We start from the raw sequence: 26,639 nt of genomic DNA, 5'->3' as shown, positions 1-26,639 counted from the left end.
GCGCTTGAGCCAAAGGCAGAAGCCGTTGCGCTCCCAGTACAACACTTTGACGCGGTTGCGGTGGCGATTTAGAAAGACGAAAAGCACAGGGTCGAACACCGCAACTTTGATGTCCAGTTCGACCAATGCAGCCAGGCCGTCGATGGACTTTCGAAAATCGACAGGCTTTGGGTAGAGGTACACTTTTTCAACGCTGGCATTGGGACGCATCATGGTGATGGGCTCCTGATGGAAATCGGGAGCACAGCATCAGCCGTCAGCTATCCGCTTGGAATGTGGAGTTCATGGAGCGGATACTCCGGAACGACCAACTCATCCCACACAAAGTAAACATTCGCAGCGACACCTGTCTTTACGTAGTACTTGGGCGATTCACCCCGCGCATCCGTTTCGAAATAGGCAGGAAGCGGATTATCTGAAAATACCATCGCCGCGTTCACGTAAGTCACGGGCGAGTCTGGGCCAGCGAGAAACCTAACCGGGACCACCGAAGTCGGAGGAAACACCGACATCCAAAGGTCATCAACTTGTCCAAGATCTACGATGCCCGGAAGAACTGGAGCACGCAGACTGAGATTCACCAAATCCCAATCGTCGCCACCCGCACGTAGAGACATGATGGGTTCCTGATCAGAAAAATTGGGAATCTCCTGGGATACCAGCGCAGTCTGTGCTTTGGAAGAGTCGACTGCCGCGACAACGCTTGTGCCGTTGTTATCGCTACCCGTGTCCCCGCAGGCGCCGAGTAGAAGGAAAGTGAAGAACCAAAAAAAATACTTCATAGTGAGTGCTACTTTATCCTTAACTTTTATATAGAAAGCCTGTAAGGCCGACTCGATATCAATGCCGCCGGCGATACAGGTAAGTCCGCACTCCACTCGCAAGACTTTAATTAAGTGCTTTTATCGAAGGTTCTTTATAACTTGAATCAACGTCGATTCCTGCATCCCTTGCTTTTGCCTCAAGCTCATCCCGCTGTTTTTTATATTTTAAAAGCAGATCAGGTAACAACTCTGTCCAGCGCGCCTTATCAGACTCCTTACTAAACTCAGACACCCAATACTCACGCTCGGTCATGAATTTCAAAGATATCAAATAAGTGCCTCGCTCCGTCGGATCCGAATCAGAGTTACGACGCCACGCCTTCAGGGTCAAATAATTGCCATCACTATAAAAATTCCAATCATAAAAGTCGTCGACCTTTAACCATTGGTCCATATTCATCTTGAAGTCTGGATCAAGCCATGGATGGCTTTTTACATAAACGCCAAATACATTTCCAGGATTCACTATTTTCTCCGCTTGCGAGCCTGAGATGCGCGGATCGTATGGTGCAAAGTAATGCTTCCAACCCGATGCTTTAATTTCTTTTATCAGGCTATATAAAAGCGCCTGATTTTCTTCATGCCGACTGTTGTCTGGAAGACCTCGAATCATCAATTCAAGATTTTCTATATCACCCCCAACATCTCCATCAATCGACATTTTCACATCTGTTACGTGTTCAATTTTTAACGACTTATTAACAAGCACAGCAGGAAGGTCCGCATCTGCAGCCGACTTACTAATTTTATACCAGCACATATTGACTTGCGACAGGCACTCTTTGCGAAACCCCACAGGGCTCTCGGACAATACTTTTGTCATCGCTTCTGACAATTGAATTCCTATTACAGCAGTCGTGCCGGCCATATTATTACTCCTGGTATCTTTTGCATCGCCGCATGCGCTAAGCAGAAAAAAGAATAAAACAATAATTATCTTCATTTTTGATCTTTCCAGCTGGCGATTGTTTCAATCTCGCCTTCCATATAAGTTAGTTTTTTATCCATCAACTCGTGATACTGGGCCGCAATAGCAGCAATAAATACCATTCGCTCGCGTTCATTGTATAAGTTGCCATCTTTCATCTGCACTCGCAGCTCCGGGTCTTCAACATCACAAGCCGTACTAAAAGCGGCAGCGCGGACAGGCACAAAAGGAGCCCATTCAAACGCGGCCTGGACCTTCAACGTCGTCTGAAAAAAATAGTCGTTATAGATTAGTGGTTGAAGTATTTTGCGCTGCTCATGATCCGCAATAGCAAGCAAAGATTTTAGTTGCACAGCCCTTCTAGCTGAGCCACTAGTTATGGATTCAGATTCACGAATACGGTCAAATCCCTTTTTTACATCAGGCGTTAAAGAAAGATTTTTTAATACAGGTAGAGCCTCCTCCGCCCAAGGTAAACTGTCTATGTTCATCTGCACTTGTGCGTCACAGCTTTTCGCATTGCGAACGGGCGCACACCCCTCAAACTGATCTGGATACTTTTTATAGAACCAATGCCAAACAAAGATATCCTGAAACAACCAGAAATTGCCTTTCCCTAATCCTTTCTTGCCAATTCGCAATGGTGGCTGGCCAATTGGCGGCACTCCAATTGTCAGATAAGGTTCTGCCGGAATAAAGTCCAAACCACATTTAACTTGTTTACTGGCAAAAGCTGCCAAACCCATCCAATAAAAACGACCTTTTAAATCTGGGTTGCCATCCTCACCGCGCTCCAGATAAAACTCAGCATAAGCAGCAGCAATCCGCGCAGCTCTAGCACCAAAGTCCGAAACAAGGACCATTTTTGTCGACTTAGAAAATAAACTCTTTTCAGGAACACTTAAACGGCTAATCGCTTCTTGCTGCCCCATTGTCCACAGCTTGTCGCACTTGAACGGGATCTCTTGAATTGAGCAACTCTGAGTGTTGGTTTTAAAAGTGGCTACGGGTGCGCTCATTTATTTCTACTCGCTTCGTAATCATCAGAACCTGGCGGCACAATCAGTTCGTCCCACATCAGGTGGACTTCTGCCGTCTCGGCAATTTCCGTTTCGATGCGCGGATGGAGACCGTCTGCATTACTTCTGGAAATTTTTGGTGCTACCGAGGACGGCACAATAATCGCGGCTTTTACAGACTTGATTGGTTTACCGGTCCCCGTCACAAAGCGAATTTGCTCATCGAATTTTTCACTGTTTGCCGCACCGGATTTAAGCGTATTCCCCGCCCGAGCCTGATCCGCAATCAATGGCAAGCCTGGTGCCACAATACCAATCCCGGCCCCACTTCCCGCCGCCCCACCGGCATTAATCTTCACCACCGGACCAACCACTGTAATCCCGCCGGCGTCGAGTTTGATAAAGCTCCCACCCGCCTTAACGGTGAGCTCCATCCCAGCCTCAATCACAATCTTGTCCCCAGCCTTCAGATGAATCTCTTTCCCAACGCTAGTCAGCTGCGCAGTCCCAAGCTTCACATGCTGGTTCTGCCCAATCGTCAGGTGATCGTCCATCCGCGCTTCAGTCTTGCGATCCGCAATCGTGGTCCGATGCTCTTCCGCCTTCAGCTCGGTGTAAGAGTTCTTCTCCACCGTGTCATGCCGCTCATTGCCCACGCGAATCTTCTGATCATGCTCAATGTTTTCATCCCAATCCCGCTGGGCATGGATGTAAATCTGCTCCGCCCCTTTCTTGTCCTCAATCCGCAGTTCGTTGTACCCACCGCCCCCCGGTGAGCTAAGGGTTTTGAAGACAGTGCGAGTCTTGTTTGCCGGCAGGTCGTAGGGAACGAGGTTTTCCTTGTGGTACAGGCACCCGGTCACCAGCGGCTGATCGGGGTCGCCTTCGAGGAAGGTGACGAGCACTTCCATGCCGATGCGCGGGATGGCGATGGCGCCATAACGATCGCCGGCCCAACTCGAAGAGACGCGCATCCAACAGCTGGTTTTGTCATCAGCCAAACCTTCGCGATCCCAGTGGAATTGCACTTTGATGCGGCCGTACTGATCGCAGTGAATCTCTTCGCCTTTAGGCCCGGTGACCATGGCGGTCTGGCTGCCGAGGACGCGGGGTTTCGGATGCTCCAGCGCGGGGCGGTAGAACACGTTCCACGGGGTGGCGAGGAAGCGGTTGCGATAGCCCTGGTGGAAGTCGTCTTTATTGTCGGTGGTGTCGCTGGTCACGGACTCTTCGAGCACTTGCGGCTGTTTGCCTTCGTGGACGACTTCGGTGAGCAGCCAGAGGTCGTTCCACTCGGTGCGCGGGTGGTCGGACATTTCCACGAAGTGGCCGCTGACGAGGGTGGTCTGGTCGCCATGGCCTTCGGCTTGCTGGTAGTCGGCGCGGTGCCGTTCGAGGGCGCGTTGGCTGAGGAATTTGCCGCGCGCGCGGTCGAGGAAGCGGCCGGGGTAGTCGTAGTCTTCGAGGTCTGGCTCGGTGCTTTCGCCGTCGGGTTTGCCGTCGGGTTTATAGCCGGCCTCGAGTTGCAGGCGTGGTTTTTCGAAGTCGTAGTCGCGGCGGGTGATGCGGCCGGTGCGGGTTTCCAGGCGCAGTTTGAAGCCTTTGATCACCGGTTCGTCGGCGACCATGCCGCTGCCTTGGACGTAGGCGGTGGGCTGCCCGAGTTTTGGAAACACTGTCTGATCATCGCCGAATACCAAAAGATGACCTTTGGAACTGTGCTGGAAGTGGTAGTGAATGCCTTCCTCTTCGCACAGGCGTTGGACGAAATGCAGGTCGGTTTCGTCGTACTGCACGCAGTAGTCGCGATCCGGGCAGGGCTGGCTGAGCTGGAAGTTGTAGGCGTTGCCCTTGATGCCGTGTTCATCGAGGATCAGCGCAATGATTTTCGGCGCGGACATCTGCTGATAGATGCGCTGGTTGGTGCGGTGGTGCAGGTACTGCAATTGCGGCACCAGGGAGATTTTGTAGCGGGTCAGGCGTTTGCCGGCATCGCCTTGGGCGACGCGGTAGATCTGACCGTGGATGCCAGAGCCTTGCGGATCGAACGCGAGGAATGCCTGCTTGTGCAGGAGTTTTTCCAGGTCCAGATCGGGGTTTTCACTGACCAGTTCCAGGTCGAAGCGATACGGCTGGCTGATGCCTTCGGTGCCGGTGAACGACAGCACTTGCAGGTCGCCGACGTAGTCTTCAACCATTAGGCTGAAGTGGGTTTCATTAGCTGAGTTGAACATTGCTTGATCCCTGTTCGGTAGTCATCCGTTACGCCCGACGTCGCAGGCGTTGCAGCCAAGACGATGTGGCGCCCATAGCGTCACGCAGTTGGGCGGCAGTGATCGTTCGATCTGCCGCATTGAATGCCAGCGCCGTTCGCAGGGCTGGCCAGCAGTGTTTCGGTAGATTCCTGGGTGCGTGCAACTCGCGTTCGAGGTGGCCGTCGCGGGCTTCGGTCGAGGGCAAACGGCGGAACGGGTGCTTGCCGCCCGCCAATTCGTACAACACGCAGGCCACGCCATAGACATCGGCACTGGCCGACAGCGGCTGGCCTTCGAGCAGTTCGGGGGCGGCGTAGCCGGGGGTCCAGGCGTTGAAGCGGTTGCGGCTCAGGTGTGGCAGGCCGGGCAAGATGCCCTCCTCGGCCTGGCCCAGACCGAAGTCGAACAGGCGCACGCCTTCTTCGCTGAGCATGACGTTGCTCGGCTTCATGTCACCGTGCAGCACGCCGCGAGCGTGGGCGAAGGCCAGCGCGTCGAGCAGCGGCAGCGCGATGTCGCGCAGTTCTTTCCACGGCAGGCCCAGCGGCCGCTCGCAGAGTAATTTGTCCAGGGTCAGCCCACGCATGAGTTCCATGGTGATGAAGGCGCGCTGGCAATCGGTGTCCACTTCAAAGCTGTGCAAACGCAGCACGTTGTCGTGGCGCAGTCGTCGGGTCAGGGCGAACTCGCTGTAGAGCAAGGCACTGGCGTCCGGCGATTCGGCAAATTCTTCGCTGAGGATTTTCAGCGCGATGTAAGGGTCGGGATCGCCGAACTGCTCACTCAGCAGATCCCGTGCGCGGTAAACCGCGCCCATGCCGCCAGCACCGAGCAGGCGCTCGATGCGGTAACGGCCTGCGAGTACGTCCGGCATTTCGCCGATGCTGGCCTTGGTCTGTGCCAGCGCAGGCTCTGCTTTATGCGGCTTTCCGTTTAGAGGCTTGGCAAACGCAAAGTAAGTCAGGTTATTGGCTTCCTCGTCAGTCACCAGCAGGTCATCGAGCGGCGGCATGAGTTGAGTCATTTTCGGATCACCACAGCAGTCAGGTTGTCCCGGGCCGAGCCACGCAGAGCGCCGTCGAACAGACGCTCCAGCGCAACGTGCGGCGCGGTCAGGCTCAGGGCGTTGCCCAAGGCATCGCTGCTGAGCCCTTGGTACAAACCGTCGCTGCACAACAGAAACGCATCGCCGGGGTAGACCTCGAGTTCGAGCACGTCCAGCGTCAGCACATCGGCTGCCCCAACCGCACGGGTCAGGGCATGGGCCGAAGGATGCGCACGGGCGTCCTCGATGCTCATCTGTTGCTCGTCGATGAGTTGCTGTTGCAGCGAATGGTCCTTGGACAGCTGATACAAACGCTGGCCACGCCACAGGTAGCAACGGCTGTCGCCGGCCCAGATGCAGGCCGCGCGATTACCTTCCACTAGCAGCGCCACCACGGTGCTGCCCATGATGCTGTCGTGACGGCCGGCCGTGACGGTCAACTCCTGACCCAAGCGACGGTTGAGCCAGTGCAGGCACTGGCGTATGCCTTTGAGTCGTTCGTCGAAGTCGTCCTGCACCGGCAATTCCGCCAGGCTGGCGACGATCAACTGGCTGGCGATGTCGCCACCCTGATGACCGCCCATGCCGTCCGCGACCACCCACAGCCCCTGCTGTGGGCAGTCCAGGAAAGCATCTTCGTTGCGCGCCCGAACCTTGCCCGGATCGGTACGCGCAGCGCTGCGCCAGGGACTGGCAACCAGCATCAGAGCTGCACCGGCATACGGAAGGTACGCAGCACGCCCATGTCGAACGGGTTCGGTGTGCGCTGGCTCGACAGCAAGTAGTTGGCGCGCAGGCCGCCTACATCAGCTTTGAGCACCAACACATCACGACCGCTCAGGTACTCGGTCTGCATCAGGTCGAACAGACGGAACAGCGACCATGGGCCGGTGTTCTTTTCGATACCGATCGGGCGGCCGGCCATTTTGTCGAGGACCAGGCTGGTGCGACCGTCTTCAGCATCGGTCGGCCATTTGAACGACACCGGCACGATCGGGCCGTGGCGGTATTCGATGGTCTTGTCGCCAAACTTGAACTCGGAACGGCTGACGGCCGGGTCGAGGGTGTACGGCTCCAGTTTGAACTGCACTTGCGGTTCGGCCGGATTGATCGAGAAGAAGCTCTGGCGAATCACTTGGGCCGCAGCCATCTGGTCGAGGTAGACCTTGGAGATCGGCATGCTGTGACCGTCGATGCTGCGCAGACGGTAGTTGCCTGGATCGCCACTCACGAACGGACGCATGTAGGTTTCAAAGAAGCGATCGTTGATGCCCTGCGCCTTGAAGAACTCGCGGAAGTCGCTGATCGCAACGTCGCTGGTGCTGTGGGCGCTGAACGGGTAACGCTTGTTGATCGCCTTGCCATAGAAGCTGTACAGCTCGCTCTGATAACGCTGGTTCAGGTACTGGTAGGAATCGTTCAGCACCAGACGCCAGGTGTCTTCAGCCAGCACGTTGAACCACACGCTGACCGGACGCGGCAGACGGTTTGAGGCATTGCGCAAGTTGCTCAGCGCATCACGCTGGCCGCTCATGCGGGTCTTGGCCATTTCGAACGCAGCCTGTTCCGGCGCGCTGGCACGAGCGAGGCTCGCCAGTTGCAGTTGCAGGTCGTTGAGCGCTTGCAGGGCCGGGGTCAAATCAGCGGCCGGGCCGTTGTTGTCATCCAACAAACGGTGCAGCGGTTCGAAGCGACGTTGCAGGGATTTCTTCGCGGTGTCTGGCAGGTTCTTGGCCATGTCCGACGCCTTGTCCGCTGCAGCAGCGGCCAGTTTGCCGAGCTTGCCGCCCTTCTCGCCCAGTTTTTCAGCCGCCTCGGCAGCTTCATCCGCGGTGTCCGCGATCACCGGGAAACGGGTGTTTTCGCGCACTTCCACCAGCAGTTGCAGCACAGGCGAATTAGCGGACGTCAGGCCTGCCAATTGCTCGGCGCCTTCACCGGCGTCGTTGATCGGTGGCAAGGCAACCTGGCCGACCGCTTCGCTCCAGAAGTTGGCGTAGTCGCGGAAGTACAGTTGCTCCAGTTCGACCATCAGGCGACGCAAGTCCATGCCGCTGATGCCCGAGCCTTCGCCCAGCACCCAGTTGTCACGCAGGATATCGGTGACCAGCGCAGAGCCCTGAACCGAGAAGTACTGCTGATAACCCTGTTGGGTGTAGAAACCCGGGATCACGTATTCGGTGCCGACAAACAGTGAAGCCTGCGGCCCCATGTGTTGGCTCAAACGGTATTCCGGCAGGTTCCGAGCCTGCTCGCGCAGCATCCGGTAAACCACGTTGGCCAGCGACTCGCTGCGCAACACCTGACGCGCCTGGGCCACCAGTTGATCGTTCAGCGGGTAGATAAACGGCTGCTTCAGCAAACGCTCGAAGTGCGTGTTCAAACCGTTCTGCACGGCGGTGTTGCCGGCGTAACGCTGGGACCATTCGGTGGCAACCCAATCCTTGAGCCACGGGCCGTCGCGACGGTCTTTCATGTTCAACATCAGGTACGCACGCAGGCTGTTGAGCAGGCGTTCGCGGTCCTTCATGTTGGCGCGGATCTGCCCTTCCAGCAGCGTCGCAACCTTCGGCAGCAGTTGCGCTTCAAGCTCACGCTCGTAGGCCTCCTTGACCACCGGATTGACCTCTTCGCCTTGGTACAGGCCGCCACGTTCGTGGTACGACACGTCACCTTTTTTCGGGAAGACCTGAGTCGCCGCGTAGCTGGTGTCGAGGGTCTTGAGCACCGCCATGGAATCATCACGCGCGGTCAGGGCCGAGCGCTGTTGAGTCCAGTTTTGGGCCAGGTTACGCAGGTTTTCCAGACGCTCGTAGTTGGCCGAAAATCCGCCCGCCCACAGCATGCCGAACAGCGCCAGTGCCGCCAAAGCGCCCACGTACAGGGCACGTTGGCCCCAATGAATGCGGCTGCGTTCGCGTTTGTCCAGACCGGCCAGATCGGCCTCGGGAAAAATCACCCGGCTGAGCAAGTGGTGAATGAAGCGCGAACGGCCGCTGCGCAAAGTCGGCAGCACGCCAGCGTTCATACCCAGATTGGCGCCGATGCCGGCGGTGGTCTGGTCCATCTCTTGAGTCAGGTGCGGCGCGCTGGTCAGGTAGAAACCGCGCAACTGGCTGACACGCTGGTAACGGTTGCCGGTGAACGCCATGTCGACGAACAGGCACAGGCGTTCGCCGATCTGCCCCAGTTGATGCGGGAAGTCGAGAATGCGACCACGGCGCTGGGTGTCGCGCTCCTGGTGCATGCGCATGATCACTTGGCTGTTCAGGCGACGCAGCAGCTCTTCGAACTCGGCGCGCAGGACGGCGACGTCGGTGCCGCTCTGCTCTTTGCGGAAGCTGGTGCCGAGCACCTGATCGCTTTCTTCGCGGGTCAGCTGATCGAAGAACTCGTCGAAACCGAGCAGCTTGTCGGCCTTGCTGAGGACCAGATAAATCGGCACATCGACGTGCAGTTTCTGATGCACGTCTTGCAGACGCGCACGCACCTGGCGGGCCAGGGTGTCGAGCTCTTGCTCGCTGCCGCCCACCAGTGTTTCCACCGGAATGGTCACCAGCACGCCGTTCAACGGACGGTTGCGGCGACGCTTGCGCAGCAGGTCGAGCAAGGTGTTCCAGGCGCTGCCATCGACGCCGTCTTCACCCTGGGCCAAGTAACGGCCAGCGGTGTCGATCAGCACACCGTGGTCGGCGAAGTACCAGTCGCAATGACGGGTGCCGAGGGTGTCGCGGGTCAGTTTGCGGTCGAGTTTGTTGATCGGAAACTCAAGGCCCGAGAAGTCCAGCAAACTGGTCTTGCCGCTGCCCTGTGGACCGATCAGCAAGTACCAGGGCAAATCGCTGCGCCAGCGCTCGCTGCGACCGCGATAGAGGCTCGAGGTCTTCAGGGTTTTCAACGCGTCCTTGAAGCGTACGCGAAGCTCTTTCTGCTCTTCGTCGATCAACTCTTCACGGCGGATACGGTCCTGGCCATCTTCGGTTTCTTCGATGGCTTTCTTGCGTACGCCAGCGCGCCAGCTGACGAAGACCATGGTCAGACCCCAGATCAGGAACAGCACACTGATGGTCAGCAGGCGGGAGGTCGAACCTTCCCAGAATTTGTAGTCATCGACTGCCAGCAGCGGCCCGACGAACCACACCAGCAGCGCGACGAACAGCACCAGCAGCAAGGTCCAGACCCAGGTCTGACGCAAGAATGCGCCGACTTTCTTGAAAAACTTTTTCATCACACGTCCCTGTTTACGGCTGCGACTGCGGCTGGACCGCGGCCGGATCTAGCTGCTGATAAGGTTGCAGAACGGTTTCGCGTTGCTCGCCCAATACCCAGGCGAAGCCCGAATACATCACCACCAGGCACACCACGGTGAACAGCACCACCATCCACGCCGGCACGATGCGCACCAGGCTGCGGCGCTGATCGTTCAAGCCTTCCCAATGGGGCGACAGTTCGCGAGGTACGTCGCCGCGCAGTTGGCGAATCTGGCGATACAAGGCGTCGCGGATGCCTTCGAGCTCGAGCATGCCGCGGGCTTGCACGCGGTACTTGCCTTCGAAGCCCAGCGACAGGCACAGGTACATCAGCTCCAGCATCGGCAGGTGCTTGACCGGGTTTTTCGACAGGCGATCCAGCAGCTGGAAAAACTTCTCGCCGCCGAAAGTTTCGTTGTGGAAGCTGCTGAGCAGGCTCATCTGCGACCACTCGCTTTCGTTGCCCCACGGAGTGGTCACGACGGCTTCGTCGACCACGGTGCAGAGCACGTAACGCGCAGCCATCACCTGGCTGCTTTCGGCGCCGTTGTGCAGGGCACGCACTTCAAACAGTTTCAGCCCGGCGGTCAGTCGCTCATTGAGCGCGTACATGTCTTCGCGGGTGCCGCTGTGCTTGAGTCGCACCACTTCCGACAACAAGTCGGAGGCGGCGGCGACCAGCGAATTGAGGCTGATGTTGAAGGCTTCGGCCGGGCGCAGGCGCGCGGCATAAATCATCCGTTCTTCGAGCTGTTCAAAACGCGGCGGTGCGGCGAAATCGGTCAGCGGGCTCGAAGCAGGGCCGTGGCCCTGACGGTCGAGCAGGACGGTTTTATCGTCCTGGTTGTGTTCCATGTCCTTGATCATGTCAGTCAGTTCCTGATGGCCCAGAATTTCAGTTCAAGCTCGGCAAATTCGCCGGACACGTGGAACGCGAAGCCGCCGGAGCGCTCAAGTTGTGCCAGGTCTTCGGAACTGAGTTCGAGAATGAAATAGGTTTTGTTGGAGTGGAACGCGATCTGCCGCGGGGCCACCGGCAACGGTTTGACCTTGATGCCCGGCAGATGCAGGTTGACCAGTTGGCGAATGCGCTCCACCGGGCCGACCTTGAGGTGCGCCGGCAAGCGATGGCGCAGTTCTTCGGAGTCGCAGTTGGCACTGGCGGCGAGCACGAACGAGGCCGAGCCCAGCAGTTTGTGGTCGTGCAACGGCGAGACGATGATCCCGTACTGGCGCGCTTGCAGGACCAGTTCGATGGCGTGCTGTTCGAGCACCATCGACAGCACCTGACGAATCGCTTCCATCAGTTTGCGGAAACTCGCACCCTGGTCGCTGTGCTGATAACGGCTGTCCAGACGCGGGCGTTTGCTGTCGCTGGAAAACGTAGCCAAGTCGCCGAGCATGGTCAGCAGCGTGCGGTACAACTCTTCCGGGTGAACCTGCTCCAGGCCGAGGTAGTGGCGCAGCAGCAGTTCGGTGCGGTTGATCAGTTGCAGCATCATGAAGTCGCCGACTTCCGCGCCACCGACTTTGCCGTTCGAGCGGATGCGCTCGGCGATGGTGTCGCCCCGGTGGCCGAGCATGCTGATCACTTCTTTCAAGCACGACAGCAGGTAGCTGGACGAATGCGCCTGAATGTAGGTAGGCACGAAGTCCGGGTCGAGGCTGATCACGCCGTCGGGCGTGGTGTCGAGCACTTCGCAGATCTTCAGTTTCACGTAGGCCTGGTCGCTCTGCTGCTCGCCGAGCAACAGTTTGAAGTCCGGGCGACCACAGCTGACCTGGCTGGCGGAGTCGTCGCCGGCGTTGGAGTCGGCCACTTCCGCTTCGTACGCGGTATAGCGCGCCAGCACGTCGGATTGCTCCGGACGACGCGACTCGATGTGGTTACCGGTGACCAGTGGCAGCGCCAGGTAGATCGGCGTATGACCGGTGTTCGGCGGCACGTCGAGGGCCAGCGGCTCGGTGTTGCCGCCGAGTTCGAACAGGCTGCCGTCCGGCAGAATCCCCGAGGCCTGGCTGATCACCAGTTTGCCCATGTTGAGGAACTGCAAGTCGATGTCCAGGTTCAGGAAGCCCCAGGTGTAGCTGCCCAGCAACTGCGTGCGGGTCTTCATCTGGTGGTCGTAGTAGCGATCGTTGTGCTGGAAGTGCTGCGGGCGCAGCAGCATGCCTTCCTGCCAAATCACTTTATGGGAATTCATGATCAGTCATCCGCCTTGGCGAGCGTTTCGTTGCTATTGCGAATACCGGCCTGGTCGAGGGTCAGATCAGCGTTGGTGACTTCCACCGGGGTGACTTGCACCGTGTAGCGCCATTTGGTTTCCGGCAGATCGCGATAGGCGGCGAGGATGCCGACGTAGCGACTGCCCTCCTCCACGCTGAGTTTCATCTCCACGGTTTCACCTGGGCGCAGTTCAATTTCTTCGCTGGCCACCAGGTCCGGGGCCAGGGATTCCTTGGCGCGCTCGTACAGGCTGAAGAAGTCAGCGTTCTCGAACGTCACCGGATGCTTGAGCTCGAACAGACGCACAACGATCGGCGAGGGACGCCCGTTGAGGTCCGGGTTCAACTGATCGCTGGCGGTCAGTTTCAGGTTGAGCTTGGTGACATGGGAATACGGCGACAGCGACGAGCAGCCGGCCAGCAGCACCAGGGCCGCGAACGCCGTCAGCGTCTTGAAAAAAGCGGTCGAGCAGCGAGACATGCGCATCATCCTTGGTGGTCGGTGTGAAGGGTGGAAATCAGGCGGATCTGTTCTTCGTAGGCCTGAGCGAAGTCGCGGGCCAGCAGGCGCTCGCTCCAGTCATCGTCCTGACGCAGGGCCTGGTGATAACGACCGTAAGCTCTCCAGCGACTGCCGGACGTGGCGAGCAACGGCTTGTTGTCGCGCTCGAAACGCAGGGTCAATTGCTGTGGCGAAAAGTGCTCAAGCGTGCCGCGAACGGCGGCGCGACTGGCGGTCAGCAAGGCCACCTGATGCGCCTGCAAATCGCGGAAAGCGCGGGAGATCGCCTGCTCGGCCGGCAATTGGCCCGGCTTGTTCGGCTGCAACAAAATGCCCAACGCTTCGCCGGCATCGACGGCAAATTTGAGCGGGTTCTTTTGGGTCCCTTGCACGGCGGTCTGGGCCAGACGCAGTTCGTTTTTCAGTTCGCTGCGGGTGCGCAGGCTCTGCTGCAATCCGCCGACGCTTTGCTTGAGCAAGCGTGCAGCGTTCAGCGCCAGGGCTTCGCGGGCATCGTGGTCGAGGCCTTTGAGGTCCACGCCCAGCGCCGCACCGAAGTGCTCCCAGAAACCTTCACTCTGACGCTCGACCGCTTTGGGCGGTGGCGCGGGTGCTGGCTCTGCCGGGGCGTTGATCAGCTCCGGCACCATCAGGCTTTCCATGTCGATGCGCGCATAGTCGGCGCGCTGACGAGTGTCTGAGAGGGTCGTGCTCGGCGAGATCAGTTCGTCGATTTCCGAATACACGCGTTCTTGCTGATCGAGGGCATTGAGCGGGTCGAGATCGAGAAACGCGTCATCAGGAATGATGCTGCCTGCCGCTTGCGGACGGCCGACTTCGACGTCGAAGGTTGCCGGGTCGCGCACCAGCCGCGCACGGATCTCGAAGTCACCCAGCACGTAGACACTGCCGTGCTCGATGCGCATCGCTTCGCCCTTGCGCAGGCGCGCGCCGCTTTCGCTGTCCTGGATACCGTTGCTGCTGGTATCGGTCAGGAAAAACGTACCTTCGCGGTAGCTGATCAACGCGTGGTGGTTGGACAGGTGACGCTTGCGGTCCGGGATGATCCAGTCGCAATCCTCGCCCCGACCGATCACGCCACCGGCCTGTTTGAAGGTCTTCTGGCACAAATCCGTGGGCACGAACTGCTTGGTGTTGAGCATTTCGAAAACCAGTTCCATGGTGATACTCCTTGCGGTCACTTGCCGCGATTGACCGCCTGCGGATCACCCAATGGGCGATAGGTGTTGTCGTTGTATTTGTAATTGCCGCTACAGCCGCCGAGGCCGCATAGAACGACGAGGGTCAGCAGGACGGCTTGCCAGTGACGAACAGGCATCAGAGGGTCTCCAGGGGTAGACAAAGTACAAAGCGCCGACCCGTTTGGGCGGCGCTGTTAGAAGCGGATGAGGTGAAGTCGACGGTCGTTTGCCTATCCATCGAAGTCACCGAGGTTGATATTCAGGCGCCCGAGGCGGTACAGCAGCGTGCGGCGTGGCAGCCCGAGCTCGCGGGCGGCGAGGGTCTGGTTGCCGTCGTTTTTGCGCAGGCAATCGAGCAACAGACTGCGTTCGACTTGCTCCAGGCGTTCGCGCAGGTTCAGACCGCTGCTGTCTTCCGGCATGGCTTCCATGCGCAGGGAGAAATGCTCGGCCAGTAACTCGCCTCCCTCGCACAGCAGCACCGCGCGTTCGACCAGGCCTTTGAGTTCACGCACGTTGCCGGGGAAGGCGTAACCGGACAGGTGATCCAGCGCCGCATCGGACCAGCACACCGCATCGCGCTGCAAGAACGAGCACGCCTTGTCGGCGAAGTGCCGGGCCAGGTCGAGGATGTCGCCTTCGCGCTGACGCAGCGCCGGTAACTCGATCGGGAATTGCGCGAGGCGGTAGTACAAGTCCTCGCGGAATTTTCCTTCGCTGACCAACACCGACAAATCCCGGTGAGTCGCGGCGATGATGCGCACGTCGATCTTGTGGGTGTCGTTGGAACCCAGCGGACGAATCTCGCCTTCCTGCAACACCCGCAACAGCTTGGCTTGCAGGGACAACGGCATGTCGCCGATTTCATCGAGCAGCAAGGTGCCGCCGTTGGCCGCGTCGAACAGCCCGGCACGGTCGCGATCTGCACCGGTGAAGGCACCTTTGCGGTAGCCGAACAGTTCGCTTTCCAACAGGTTCTCGGGGAACGCCGCGCAGTTCTGCACGATGAACGCCTGGGAACGGCGCGGGCCGCAATCGTGAATCGCCCGCGCCACCACTTCCTTGCCGGTGCCGGTTTCGCCGCGCAGCAGCACGGTATACGGGCTGTGCAGGACTTTGCTGATCAGCGAATAGGTCTGGCGCATGGCCGAACTCTTGCCGATCAAACCGTAACCGCTGGCGCTCGGGACGCTGATTTTCGCCGGCAGCCGTGTATCACCGGTCGGCTGACGCAAACGTTGCAGCAAATGCAGTTGGCCAAGCACGAACGAACCGAGTTGCCCGAGGGAATCGGCAAAGCCTTGCAGGTCGATGTGTCGGCGACTGGCGCACAGCAGCAAGCCTTCGACGGCTTTCTGCTGATTGACCAGCGGCACGCACAACAGCGACTGCCAAGGCATGGCCTGAGGCGGCAGGAAACTGGTTTCGTGCAGGCTGCCGCTCAGCTCGCTGAGACACACCACGCGGTTCTGGCACAGGGCGAATTGCAGCAGTTGCTCACCGTTGTAATCCGCCGGCAGGCTCGCCGATTCCCGGGGTTGCAGGATGCCGTTCAGGCATTCGGCGTTCATCCCCAGGCACGTGTGAGTCGCGTCCAGCAGGTACAGCTGAGTCAACTCGCAACCGCTGAGCTCGGCCAAGCCGCGCACGAAGTCACCCAGCAGCGCAGCACCGTCCGCCGCCCGCGACAGGCTGGCGAACTGCGCCAGCAAGGCTTCGGCATAGACCAGCGGTTGCGGCACTTGAGTGAACATCACACCCACCTCAGGCGAACTCGCACGTCACGCTGGCGTTGCCGTCGAGCGTCGCGTGGACACGCTTGAGGCTTTCGCCCGTGGCCATCGCATCGAGCAAGCGGTCGGCTACCAGCGGCAGCACGTGCAGGTCCAGCAAATGGTCGATCAGGCGTGCGCCGCTGTCGCTTTGGGTGCAGCGTTCGGCCAAGTGATCGACGAGGTCCTGGGAGTACGTGAAATCCAGCTGACGACGGTTCAGGCGTTCGCCCAAACGGCCGAGTTTGATTTCGATCAGCTCGCGCAGCACCGGGCCACCCACCGGGTAGTAAGGCACCACACGCATGCGCGCCAGCAGCGCCGGTTTGAAGTGTTTGCTGAGGACCGGGCGAATGGTTTCTTCGAGTACTTCGGCCGACGGTCGCGCACCGTTTTCACAGAGCTCGGCGATGCGGTCGCTGCCCAGGTTCGAAGTCATCAGGATCAGCGTGTTGCGGAAATCGATCTCGCGCCCTTCGCCGTCGTTGGCCACGCCTTTGTCGAAGATTTGGTAGAACAGGTTGAGCACGTCTGGGTCGGCTTTCTCGACTTCATCGAGCAGCACCACCGAGTACGGTTTCTGGCGCACGGCTTCGGTGAGCATGCCACCCTCGCCATAACCGACGTAGCCCGGCGGCGCGCCGATCAGGCGCGAGACGGTGTGCTTCTCCTGGAACTCGGACATGTTGATGGTGGTGATGAAACGATCACCGCCGTACAGCAAGTCCGCCAGGGCCAGTGCAGTTTCGGTTTTGCCGACGCCGCTCGGGCCGACCAGCAGGAACACGCCGACCGGTGCATCGGGTTTGTTCAGGCCGGCAGCGGTGGCGCGCATCGAGCGGTCCAGTGCGTGAACGGCTTGTTCCTGACCACGAATGCGCGTGCGCAAGTCGGTGGCGAAGCTCGCGACCTTGGCGTTGTGCTCGCGGGCCAGTTGCGCCAACGGCACGCCGGTCCAGGCGCTGATCACCTCAGCCACCAAGCGCGGGCAGACTTCAAAACTCACCAGACGTTCTTTGACTTGCAGTTCAGTCAGGGTTTTGTGCGTTTCGTTGAGCGCGGCTTCCAGCGCTTCGACGGTTTGGGCTTCGTCGACTGGGACTTCAAGGGTTTCGATAACGGTGCCTTCGGCGTCTTCCTCAACCGTGACAGTGGGCTCGACGGCGGCAGCTTCGCGGGCCTTGGCCAGTTGCTGACGCAGGTCCAGCAGGCGCTCTGCCAGTTCTTTCTGCTCGGTCCAAAGGGTTTCGAGGGCGACCCTTTCATCTTCGGCTTCGGCCAGGCGATCTTCCAAAGCGTCCAGCGCTTCGTGATCGATCAGCAGACCGGCCTCGGCATCACGGCGCAGGGCCTGACGCTGACGGCCACCTTCCGCCAGTTCACCACGCAGGCGTTCAAGGCTTTCCGGCGCGGCGGCGAGGCTGATGCGCACGCGGGCGCACGCGGTGTCGAGCACGTCGACGGCTTTGTCCGGCAGCTGACGGCCAGCGAGGTAACGCGCAGACAACTCGGCTGCCGCAACCACCGCGTCGTCGCGCAGGTAGATGCCGTGGCTCTTCTCGTAGACCTGAGCCAGGCCACGCAGGATGGTCACCGCCTCGCTGACGGTCGGCTCGTGCAGTTGCACCGGTTGGAAACGACGGGCCAGGGCCGGGTCTTTTTCGAAGTACTTCTTGTACTCCGCCCACGTGGTAGCGGCGATGGTGCGCAACTCGCCACGCGCCAGGGCTGGTTTGAGCAGGTTGGCCGCATCGGAACCACCGGCATTGCCGCCCGCGCCGATCAGCGTGTGGGCTTCGTCGATGAACAGGATGATCGGTTTCGGCGAGGCTTTGACTTCGTCGATCACGCCTTTGAGGCGACGCTCGAACTCACCTTTGACGCTGGCGCCGGCCTGCAACAGGCCCATGTCCAGCGACAGCAGCTCGACGCCTTTCAAGACTTGCGGCACTTCACCGGCCGCGATGCGCGAGGCCAGGCCTTCGACAATGGCGGTCTTACCGACACCGGCTTCGCCGACCACAATCGGGTTGTTCTTGCGGCGACGGGCGAGGATGTCGACCATCTGACGGATCGCGCCATCGCGGCACAACACCGGGTCGAGTTTGCCGTCGCGGGCTTGTTGGGTCAGGTTGTGGGTGAAGCGCTGCAGCAACGATTCACCGGGCACAGCGGGTTTGCCCGTCGCCGGTTGTTCTTTCTGCGACAGGGCGAACTCTTTCAGGCGCTCGATGTTCAGCTTGGCCAGCAACGACTGGTAGCGGCTGCCGGCGTAGGGCATCGGATTGCGCAACAGCGCGAGGATCAACGCGGCTTGTTCGACCTGGCTTTGGCCCAGTTCAAGGTTGGCCACCAGCAACGCGTCTTGCAGCCACTGCACCAGTTCCGGGGCAAACACCGGGTTGCGCGAAGCGCTGTGCTCGACCCGCGATTGCAACGCGGCGCTCAGCTCACCAGCATCCACTTCGGCGTCTTGCAGCGCGCGTGCGAGCAACCCTTGCGGGCGCTCCAGCAAGCCCAGCAGCAAGTCTTCGACGAGGATCTTGCTGCCGCCACGGGCGACGCAGCGTTCGGCCGAACTTTCCAGGTCACGACGGGTTTCGGCGTCCAGCGCCTGGATAAGTTGTTGCAGGTCTACGTTGATCATTGGTCTCACGTCCTTAATGAATTTTGCTGCCCAGGGTCACCACGCCGTCCGCTTTTTCGCGGCCGAGCCAACTGGTCCATCCCAGGCGACAGGCGTTCTGCTCACCGATGCGCAGTTCGCGGATTTCTTCCTGGCGCAGCACCAGGCGAATGTCGTAATCGAGCGGGTCACGCAGGGTGAACCGCACCAGCGCGCAGAGCGGCTGGTAGCCGAAACCGATCGGCAGGAACTCGTGGAAGCGTTGCCAGTCGAGCTCGCGGATGTGGATGCGGAATTTGCCGCTGCGGTCGCGCACGTGTTCGCCCAGAACCAGGTCTTCGCCGAGCAGGCTGTTGGCGCGGCCCAAGCGATTGCGCTGCTCGTCGAGGATTTCGACGCGGCGCTCGATGCACTGCTCGATGGTCAGTTCGGCGTGTTTGAAGTAGTAACGCAGCACCGCTTCGATCAGCGCCGCCGAGTGCGCCCGCAAGCTGAGCAAGCCGAGATACGGCAGCAGGCGTTTCCAGTTCAGTTCCTGGGCCCTGCGGATCTCTTCGCCGCCGAGGCCGATCAACGCAAACAACTGCGACGAAAACGGGTCGAGGGCGCCGCTCTGGAAGCTTGCGCGGTAGCGGTACTTTTTCCAGATCGGCAGCATCAGCCGTTGCAGACGATGGTGGAACAGGTCGAGAAAGTTGCGGGTCGGGTTGCCGTCTTCGCTATCGCCCAGGGCCTGTTCGCCGTAGAACGCCGGCAGTGGCGAACCGGAACCGACCAGGCCGATCAGGTTGAAACGCAGACGCGCGCGCATCTGCCCGTGCTCTTCGAAAAACTCCACGCGATCGACGTCACTGCCGGGGAAACCCAGGCTCGGGTTGGCCTGAAATTCCAGCTGGTCATACAGATCGTCTTCGCTCAGGTACGGGTGCGCCTCGCGCAGCCGGTCAACCACCAGCAGCACGGCCTGAAACAGCGAGTACTCGCGTATTACCCGGGTCAGCCCGCTTAAAGCAGGGGTTGCAGACCCATACGTGGTGTCCATTGGTACACCTCTCCCTGTGTGCTTTTTACCCGCAGCTCGTGGTACGAATTGAGACTGGCGTAGAGCGCGAAAAACTCGTTAAGAACCGAAGCGAAAACGAACAGGTCGCCCTCGCCGATATACCCTTCCGGGTCGATGGTCAGCTCAGTGCGCAACCCGCGTACCGGCAACCCTCGGTGCAAGCGGTCGACGTGTTGGTGTTTGATCGACTTGAGCCCGCCCAGCAGACGCTTGCTGACTTTTTCAGCGTGTTGGTCGTAGTAGCGCGGCAGGTCGTAGGTTTCGAGAATCACCTTCAACGCGTTGACGTCGGCCAGCGACAGATAGTTAAGCGACATGTTGCTGATCAGCTTCCAGAGGAAGTCACGGTTCAGCGGCGGCGCATAACTGGGCGTGGCCGGGGTGATATTGCGGAAACTGAGGAACTCCGGCGTCTCTTCGCAGGCCATGCAGATGTCGCCGAGCTTGAGCTTGCGCGGCAGGTTCTGGTTGGTGCACATCAGCTCGATCGACAGGGTTTCGTGGGCTTCGGTGTGACGGATGCCGAAGCTCAGGTAAGTGTCGAGGCCGTCGTGCAACGAGGACGAACGCTGGCGGATGCTGTAGTGCGGACGGCTGTTGGGCACGTCGAAACTCGGGTCGTGCTCGAACGATTCGAACGGCACGTACTCCTGATAACCAAGGCCGCCGGGCTTCCACCCGGTCACGGTTTCTACCGAAAACACACCGCAGTTTTCCAGGTCGTATTCGGCTGGCAGCAACAGGTATTCGTCCTGCTTGCCGTCGAGGCGGATCGGCAGCGCATCGTGCTTGAACAGGTTGACGATCGGCGTGCAATAGAGCTTCACGTTGTCCAGCGTCGGGCGAAGGCGCTGGATGCCGCTCTTGCGAATATCGAAGCGCAATTCCAGGCCGCGCATCTGCTTGAGCGTGTCTTCCGGCAGGGCCTTGAGCAGGTCCAGGCCGTTGATGTCGACGAACAGGAATTTGTCCTGGAAGGCGAAATATTCCTGCAGGTAGCGGTAGCCACGGAAGGTGTTCAGCGGATACGGGATCAACGCTTCTTCTTCGGCAAAACCCACTGGCTGCACCCGGTCGCCGGGCATCTTGAAGGCCATCGGCGTGCCGTTGACGCCGTTGATGGGCTTGCCGGCGCCGTCGAGCGGGATCAGCTCGATGCCTTCCAGGTTGCGCAACAGACTCAGGTAGAGCATCTGGCTGATGTAACGCTCGCCGGCAAAGTGCAGACGCAGACGGCTCAGCTCCAGCTCACCGAGATGGCCGTCGGCACTCATCTCCAGACGCAGGCTCAACAGCGAACCGTCGCCCTTCACCGAGTAATTCAGCGCGGCCAGATCCAGCGGCAAGACTTCCGTCGGGTAGCAGGTGCGAAAGCGGCAACGCACGTCATCGATCGGTACGCTTTCCACCGGCGTATCGCGCTCGACCATCAACGCAGGACCCGAACGCTTCAACGGGTCGAACTGCAAAATACTGAACGCCGGCAGCGGCCGCATGTAGTTGGGCCACAGCAGATGCATCAGGGAATGGCTGAGCTCCGGCAGCTCGTCGTCGAGCTTTTGGCGCAGGCGACCGGTCAGGAACGCAAAGCCTTCCAGCAACCGCTCCACGTCCGGATCCCGCCCGGCCTGACCCAGGAAAGGCGCCAACGCCGGGCTACGCTCGGCGAATCGACGACCTAACTGGCGAAGTGCGGTGAGTTCGCTTTGGTAGTAGTGGTTAAAGGACACGGGTTACCTGCCTGGTATTGAATCTCATGAATAAAACGTCCTGTAGAGCGCGACCGTCAGACCGGCAACCACGTAGCCTGCGATGAGCAGGTACGGTAAAAAAGCCAGCCAGCCAAACATCATCGGGAACTCGGCGAGGCTCCCCAAAAGCACATGGGCCAACCCATAAATCACCCACGGGGCGGCGTAAAAAGGGATGAACGTCAGCGGTGCGCGCCACACACTTTTCAAAATTTGCTGTTCAGTTTTTCCGTTCAGTGCTCGCGTTGCCCACAGGGCAAAGGCGATGTAGGCCGGGATGCCAAATGTCAGGACGTAAATCGCCAAAAACTGCTCCCAGCCTGAAACCCTCGAATATCCCTCTGCCCAATCGAGGTACAACAGAACCACGAACACGACAGCGGGTGTCCACAGGGCAATCTTCAAGAATCTGAAACGACTTAGGCTGATCAACGGCGATCCCACCTAGAAGGGTTTTCTTGATTTACGAACTTCAACGACATTCGGGAACCATCCAGCTTTCCCAGCCGTCTGCACCGGGGTACAACACCATTTCTCCTTGAAACTCAGGAGCAACTCCGGCGTTGCCCTCTCTCATCCACAAATACCACTTGGAAGTCTTGAGCAGTTCTCCATCCTTGGTATACACGCGATAAAAATACTGACTGCTAAACAATTCCAGAATACGGCCTGCCACACCAACTACCTGATAGCTCGGAACATATCTGGCGATATAGCACTGCGCCGAAGGGCTCCAATATTTTTTTACTGGCTGTGCAACCCATGAGCTTTGCAGCTTTAATCCAAAAAGGACTAAAACCGGCAGCAGGACGACAAGCAAACAAACCAGAGAAATATTAGGGACAGTCCCATTTTTCGCTTGAAAACTCATCATGCTCATGATTACTGGCCCCTTACCTTTTCAGGCGCAATCGTCGTGCTGGTGTGTAAATAAAGTTGTTCGCCGTCGAACCCTGTAATACCGGCGGCACTCAGAGGAAAACCCGTTTTCGTGCCGTAGCGAATCCAACCCTCCGACCAAATCTCGCCATTCTCATGACGAACCTGCACGTAATAATTCGGCGCCTCGGACTTCGCTATTTCGACAAACACCCCACCATCCTCGCCACCCACCCAAAGTGCATTGGGGTGAGCAGTCAAAGTCGGGGCGACAGACCGCTCCATACGCAACAGCACTGCAAACAAAACCAAAATCGCCAGCAGCCCAATGGAGCTCAGGAATGCGATGAGCAAAGTTAGGGACAGGCGTTTTCTATCCGTACACATGCACAGAGCATCGCTCTTCCTTAGACCAAGCATTAGTTTTCCAATACCTTGTATGGGGTATTGCTGATGAAGATATTCAACAAGCTCGTTCTAGGACTGGAAAGTTCCAACTTGAACTTTTTGCTAGACTTATCAAGTGTTATGAAAACAACACCCACGGTTTTCTCATCTTCATCAGCGCTCATATCCAGCTCCAACTCTGAGAAAAGAGGCGTTCGGTATACCTGATCAGGATTATTCAAATCAGTGAAGCGCAGGTACACGGAGTCCCGAGGAGTCAAAAGCGAGCTAGCAGGAACAGATTCGATAAGATATTGCCCAGACGGGCTCTTCTTCGAAACGTCCGATGCGCGACCTACGATGCCAGCCAAAATGATTGCAACGGCGATGATCAAGCTGACCAACAAGGCGGCCAAGCTTATGAAATACTTATGTAACGTTTTCATCTAGTAAATATCTCAATGGGGGTTGCGGTCACGCCTTCATACTGAATGTCCGAATACACCCGAAAATCGCCACCCTTTTTACTGAGGTCGCGATAGTCTCGAAAGTCGCTATTTTGTACGAGCATATAATGTTTACCTTCCAGCTCGCGGTATCGACGTACAGCTTCGCCTTTCTGCTGCGCGCTTTGCTGCCCTCTAGTTTCCTGATATTTCGACTCAGCCATAACAGTGGTCATTTCGGCAGCCAATTTCGCGTTTGCTTTCGCGCCTTCAACGGGATCCGTGACTAACTTATCAAAATTCCAGTAACCCAGAACCTGACTATAAAAAACAGTTCCATCATTGAAATCGTAGGCGTCTTCGATATAAAAGCCTAGCCGGGAAGGTATAAAAACAATGTTCTTATCCGTCACAACGACCATACCTTCAGCGATGACGCGCATATTGAAGTTTGCAAGCGCCGCTCGAAGTTCGTTGACCTCATCAGAGCCCGCCTGCTCAAATTCGACTACTTTATTATTTGAGTAACCAAATCTTTCAGCAGCGCTGGCCACACCGTTAAACGCCACTGGATATTGTCCTGGCGCTTTGCCGGAGAATGCTCGACGTATTCTACTTTTTATCAGATCGATCCCGCGCGGACTGTTCCAGGTAGCCCTTAGATGCGTGATCGCTGCCTTTGCGCGCTCGAACCCGGTGACCCAACTCATTTTAACGATGGACTCTTCGATATATTCTGCGGGCGCAAAAACCTCATGCCGTTTTACCGCATCATCCATCCCACCGCCTTCAATTGGCCATGGCTTACCAATGAGCCAATGGTTCATTAGAGCAGCAGCAACAGGCCAGTTTATTTTTTTCATTGTGTTCGGAATATCAGTGATCTTGAACTGGCGCGCAGTCGCAGACTGTCCGACTTTATTACTTGCCGGAGTCATGGTCGTTGCCACTGTTGTTGCTGCCATTTTCATATCCCTCTGATAGATATCCAGTGCCCGACTGTTGTTGGCTCTCAAAAGCAAGTAACTAAGCGAGTACAACTCTGGTTTGGGGTTCAATGACCAACTCAACCGCCTCGGCAGTAGCCGAAAAAACCTTTTGCGTTTTGCCGTCCGCCCCCGTCACACCGTTGATGATTTTCCCCGATGCGGTTTTAAGCGTGTATTCCACCCCGGCGAGCGGCTTACCGGTTTCTTGACAATTGATTACAAAATGCTCGTTGAACGGCCACTGAATCTCCACCGGCAACGGCGCCACAAACGGCACCGCCGAATGCGAATTTCCGATAATTACCGTCCCGGACCCAGCCGTAACCTTGTTGCCATGCGTCCCAACGGAATCAACCGTTGCGGCCGGTTTGCCGTTGATCAAAACCGTCGTCGCCAACCCGCCCGACATCGCACCACCACACGCCGAGGCATCGCCTTGGCGGGCGGCCGCGAGGCCGTCGAAAAACACGTCGCCGGAACCGGCAGCAATCGGGTTGGTGCCGTGGCCGGGGAGCGGGCAAGCGGTAGGGTCGGATACGCGGGCTGCGTGTTTGCCGGACATACGAATCTCCTTAGTTGACCTTCACTTGACCGCTGCCATCCAGGCGCGCGGCGAAACTGACCTGACGCTTGAAACCATCAACTTCCAGCAGGCCTTCGATGCTGAAGGACAGGCGAAGCTGATCGTGGTCACGCGGCAGGGAAATGACACGCACATTGCTCAGGCGTGGCTCGTAGGCTTCGATGAAATTTTCGATGGCCAAACGGGCCTGACTCAGGGAGTCGTGCAGGCTCAGACGCATGTCATTGAGATCGGGTAGCCCGTAATCGGACAGCGTTTGCACGCTGCCCGCACGGGTGCTGAGCATCTTGGCCAGATGGGCAGCCACGGACGCCATGGCGGAGACCTCGCGGCTCCAGCCGACGCGTTTGTCCGCGTCGCCACCCAGGCGTTCGAAAAGGCTGCCGTATCCAGTCATGAGTTAGCTCCGCTTACTCTTTGTCCAGCTTGCCAACCAGCGACAGGGTGAAATCGGCACCCATGTACTTGAAGTGCGGGCGCACGTTCAGGCTGACGCGGTACCAGCCAGGCTCGCCTTCAACATCGCTGACGATGATCTGGGCCGCGCGCAGTGGACGACGGCCACGGACTTCGGCGCTTGGGTTTTCCTGGTCGGCCACGTACTGGCGGATCCACTTGTTGAGTTCCAGCTCGAGGTCGGTACGTTCTTTCCACGAACCGAGTTGCTCGCGCTGCAGCACTTTCAAGTAGTGAGCCAGGCGGTTGACGATCATCATGTACGGCAGTTGGGTGCCGAGCTTGTAGTTCAGCTCTGCGGCCTTGCCTTCTGCGCTGATGCCGAAGAACTTCGGCTTCTGCACCGAGCTTGCGGAGAAGAACGCCGCGTTGTCGGAGCCTTTGCGCATGGTCAGGGAGATGAAGCCTTCCTCGGCCAGTTCGTATTCACGACGGTCGCTAACCAGAACCTCGGTAGGAATCTTGGTTTCGATTTCGCCCATGCTTTCGAAGTGGTGCAACGGCAGGTCTTCAACCGCGCCGCCGCTCTGCGGGCCGATGATGTTCGGGCACCAGCGGAATTTGGCGAAGCTGTCGGTCAGCTTGGTGCCGAACGCGTAGGCGGTGTTGCCCCACAGGTAGTGCTCGTGGCTGTTGGCGACGGTTTCTTTGTACACGAACGATTTGACCGGGTTTTCTTCCGGGTCGTACGGGTTACGCAGCAGGAAACGTGGCACGGTCAGGCCAACGTAACGGGAGTCTTCCGACTGGCGGAAGCTCTGCCATTTGGCGAATTGCGGGCCTTCGAAGTGATCTTTCAGATCCTTCAGGTCCGGCAGACCGGTGAAGCTTTCCAGGCCGAAGAATTTCGGGCCGGCCGCGGCAATGAACGGCGCGTGGGACATGCAGGCAACGCTGGACACGTACTGCATCAGTTTCACGTCCGGCGAGCTTGGGGACATGAAGTAGTTGGCGATGATCGCGCCAACCGGCTGACCACCGAACTGACCGTATTCAGCGGTGTAGATGTGCTTGTACAGGCCCGACTGCATCACTTCCGGCGAATCTTCGAAATCGTCCAGCAGATCGTCTTTGGAGACGTTGAGGATTTCGATCTTGATGTTTTCGCGGAAGTTGGTGCGGTCGACCAGCAACTGCAGACCACGCCACGACGATTCCAGGGACTGGAAAGACGGGTGGTGCAGGATTTCGTCCATCTGGCGGCTGAGCTTGGCATCAATCTCGGCGATCATGCGGTCAACCATGGCCTTCTTGACCGGCTCACCGTTGTTCTGCGGCTTGAGCAGCTCTTCGATGAAGGCCGACACACCGCGCTTGGCGATGTCGTAGGCTTCGTCGTCCGGCGTCAGGCGGGTTTCGGCGATGATGCTGTCGAGAATGCTGTATTCGCCGTTCTCTTTGCTCTTTTGCTGTGCTGCGCTAGTGCTCATTGTTGG

At 58.4% G+C, this 26,639-nt stretch carries 25 protein-coding genes; all 25 read right to left on the bottom strand.

What is annotated here, in order from left to right; translation table 11 throughout:
- Positions 1–210, bottom strand: a 210-nt coding sequence (gene tnpB / locus CUN63_RS31690) for an IS66 family insertion sequence element accessory protein TnpB (protein WP_165353219.1), incomplete at its 3' end; no start/stop codon positions are given.
- Between the two features lie 50 nt (positions 211–260).
- On the bottom strand, positions 261–782 hold the full coding sequence (locus CUN63_RS13100) for a hypothetical protein (RefSeq protein WP_129439964.1): 522 nt from the start codon (positions 780–782) through the stop codon (positions 261–263).
- Positions 783–888: 106 nt separating this feature from the next.
- Positions 889–1,767 (bottom strand): hypothetical protein, encoded by an 879-nt coding sequence (locus tag CUN63_RS13095; protein WP_129439962.1) that lies wholly within the window; start codon positions 1,765–1,767, stop codon positions 889–891.
- Entirely contained in the window at positions 1,764–2,771 is a 1,008-nt protein-coding gene (locus CUN63_RS13090; protein WP_129439960.1) for a DUF2515 family protein, read from the bottom strand. Before CUN63_RS13090 ends, CUN63_RS13095 begins: the two co-directional genes overlap by 4 nt.
- The gene (tssI, locus tag CUN63_RS13085) at positions 2,768–5,005 is read right to left on the bottom strand and encodes a type VI secretion system tip protein VgrG (protein WP_129439958.1); all 2,238 of its coding nucleotides are present in this window, start codon (positions 5,003–5,005) and stop codon (positions 2,768–2,770) included. The genes CUN63_RS13090 and tssI overlap by 4 nt, the downstream gene beginning before the upstream one ends.
- Before the next feature lie 28 nt (positions 5,006–5,033).
- Positions 5,034–6,050 (bottom strand): serine/threonine-protein kinase, encoded by a 1,017-nt coding sequence (locus CUN63_RS13080; RefSeq protein ID WP_165353251.1) that lies wholly within the window; start codon positions 6,048–6,050, stop codon positions 5,034–5,036.
- The gene (locus CUN63_RS13075) at positions 6,047–6,775 is read right to left on the bottom strand and encodes a PP2C family serine/threonine-protein phosphatase (protein ID WP_129439956.1); all 729 of its coding nucleotides are present in this window, start codon (positions 6,773–6,775) and stop codon (positions 6,047–6,049) included. The genes CUN63_RS13080 and CUN63_RS13075 overlap by 4 nt, the downstream gene beginning before the upstream one ends.
- Positions 6,775–10,299: a type VI secretion system membrane subunit TssM gene (tssM, locus tag CUN63_RS13070; protein WP_129439954.1), complete on the bottom strand. Its 3,525-nt coding sequence runs from the start codon at positions 10,297–10,299 to the stop codon at positions 6,775–6,777. The genes CUN63_RS13075 and tssM overlap by 1 nt, the downstream gene beginning before the upstream one ends.
- Positions 10,300–10,312: 13 nt before the next feature.
- A complete protein-coding gene (gene icmH / locus CUN63_RS13065) occupies positions 10,313–11,188 on the bottom strand; it encodes a type IVB secretion system protein IcmH/DotU (RefSeq protein ID WP_129439952.1) in 876 nt (291 codons plus the stop codon).
- Between the two features lie 5 nt (positions 11,189–11,193).
- Positions 11,194–12,525 (bottom strand): type VI secretion system baseplate subunit TssK, encoded by a 1,332-nt coding sequence (gene tssK / locus CUN63_RS13060; protein ID WP_046053871.1) that lies wholly within the window; start codon positions 12,523–12,525, stop codon positions 11,194–11,196.
- Between the two features lie 2 nt (positions 12,526–12,527).
- Positions 12,528–13,028: a type VI secretion system lipoprotein TssJ gene (tssJ, locus tag CUN63_RS13055; protein WP_129439950.1), complete on the bottom strand. Its 501-nt coding sequence runs from the start codon at positions 13,026–13,028 to the stop codon at positions 12,528–12,530.
- Positions 13,029–13,033: 5 nt separating this feature from the next.
- On the bottom strand, positions 13,034–14,230 hold the full coding sequence (gene tagH, locus CUN63_RS13050) for a type VI secretion system-associated FHA domain protein TagH (RefSeq protein WP_129439948.1): 1,197 nt from the start codon (positions 14,228–14,230) through the stop codon (positions 13,034–13,036).
- A 17-nt stretch (positions 14,231–14,247) separates the two neighbouring features.
- Positions 14,248–14,388, bottom strand: a complete 141-nt coding sequence (locus CUN63_RS13045) for a hypothetical protein (RefSeq protein ID WP_007894589.1) — start codon at positions 14,386–14,388, stop codon at positions 14,248–14,250.
- 93 nt (positions 14,389–14,481) lie between these two features.
- Positions 14,482–16,005, bottom strand: coding sequence for a sigma-54-dependent Fis family transcriptional regulator (locus CUN63_RS13040; protein WP_129439946.1), 1,524 nt, complete (start codon positions 16,003–16,005; stop codon positions 14,482–14,484).
- Positions 16,006–16,015: 10 nt separating this feature from the next.
- Entirely contained in the window at positions 16,016–18,670 is a 2,655-nt protein-coding gene (gene tssH / locus CUN63_RS13035; RefSeq protein WP_129439944.1) for a type VI secretion system ATPase TssH, read from the bottom strand.
- 13 nt (positions 18,671–18,683) lie between these two features.
- A complete protein-coding gene (gene tssG, locus CUN63_RS13030; RefSeq protein WP_033059313.1) occupies positions 18,684–19,691 on the bottom strand; it encodes a type VI secretion system baseplate subunit TssG in 1,008 nt (335 codons plus the stop codon).
- Positions 19,655–21,442: a type VI secretion system baseplate subunit TssF gene (gene tssF / locus CUN63_RS13025; protein WP_129439942.1), complete on the bottom strand. Its 1,788-nt coding sequence runs from the start codon at positions 21,440–21,442 to the stop codon at positions 19,655–19,657. Before tssF ends, tssG begins: the two co-directional genes overlap by 37 nt.
- 24 nt (positions 21,443–21,466) lie before the next feature.
- A complete protein-coding gene (locus tag CUN63_RS13020) occupies positions 21,467–21,868 on the bottom strand; it encodes a hypothetical protein (RefSeq protein ID WP_256657719.1) in 402 nt (133 codons plus the stop codon).
- Positions 21,869–21,935: 67 nt separating this feature from the next.
- Positions 21,936–22,343, bottom strand: a complete 408-nt coding sequence (locus tag CUN63_RS13015; protein ID WP_129439940.1) for a hypothetical protein — start codon at positions 22,341–22,343, stop codon at positions 21,936–21,938.
- A gap of 2 nt (positions 22,344–22,345) precedes the next feature.
- Complete coding sequence (locus CUN63_RS13010; protein WP_256657718.1) at positions 22,346–22,696, bottom strand: hypothetical protein; 351 nt, start codon at positions 22,694–22,696, stop codon at positions 22,346–22,348.
- Between the two features lie 65 nt (positions 22,697–22,761).
- Positions 22,762–23,175, bottom strand: coding sequence for a hypothetical protein (locus tag CUN63_RS13005; RefSeq protein WP_129439937.1), 414 nt, complete (start codon positions 23,173–23,175; stop codon positions 22,762–22,764).
- Positions 23,172–24,140 carry a DUF6402 family protein gene (locus CUN63_RS13000; RefSeq protein ID WP_129439935.1) on the bottom strand — a complete coding sequence of 323 codons (969 nt, stop codon included), beginning with the start codon at positions 24,138–24,140 and terminating at the stop codon, positions 23,172–23,174. The genes CUN63_RS13005 and CUN63_RS13000 overlap by 4 nt, the downstream gene beginning before the upstream one ends.
- Before the next feature lie 61 nt (positions 24,141–24,201).
- Positions 24,202–24,726: a PAAR domain-containing protein gene (locus tag CUN63_RS12995; RefSeq protein ID WP_129439933.1), complete on the bottom strand. Its 525-nt coding sequence runs from the start codon at positions 24,724–24,726 to the stop codon at positions 24,202–24,204.
- Positions 24,727–24,736: 10 nt separating this feature from the next.
- Positions 24,737–25,144, bottom strand: a complete 408-nt coding sequence (gene tssE / locus CUN63_RS12990) for a type VI secretion system baseplate subunit TssE (RefSeq protein WP_008150080.1) — start codon at positions 25,142–25,144, stop codon at positions 24,737–24,739.
- Between the two features lie 13 nt (positions 25,145–25,157).
- Positions 25,158–26,633, bottom strand: coding sequence for a type VI secretion system contractile sheath large subunit (gene tssC, locus CUN63_RS12985; RefSeq protein ID WP_123367531.1), 1,476 nt, complete (start codon positions 26,631–26,633; stop codon positions 25,158–25,160).
- Positions 26,634–26,639: the final 6 nt, after the last annotated feature.

The sequence above is a fragment of the Pseudomonas sp. ACM7 genome (assembly GCF_004136015.1).
In the GTDB taxonomy this organism is placed as follows: Bacteria; Pseudomonadota; Gammaproteobacteria; order Pseudomonadales; family Pseudomonadaceae; genus Aquipseudomonas; species Aquipseudomonas frigoris.
The sequence above is the reverse complement of the archived record's forward strand: the minus strand, read 5'-3'. Positions and strand labels throughout refer to the sequence as shown.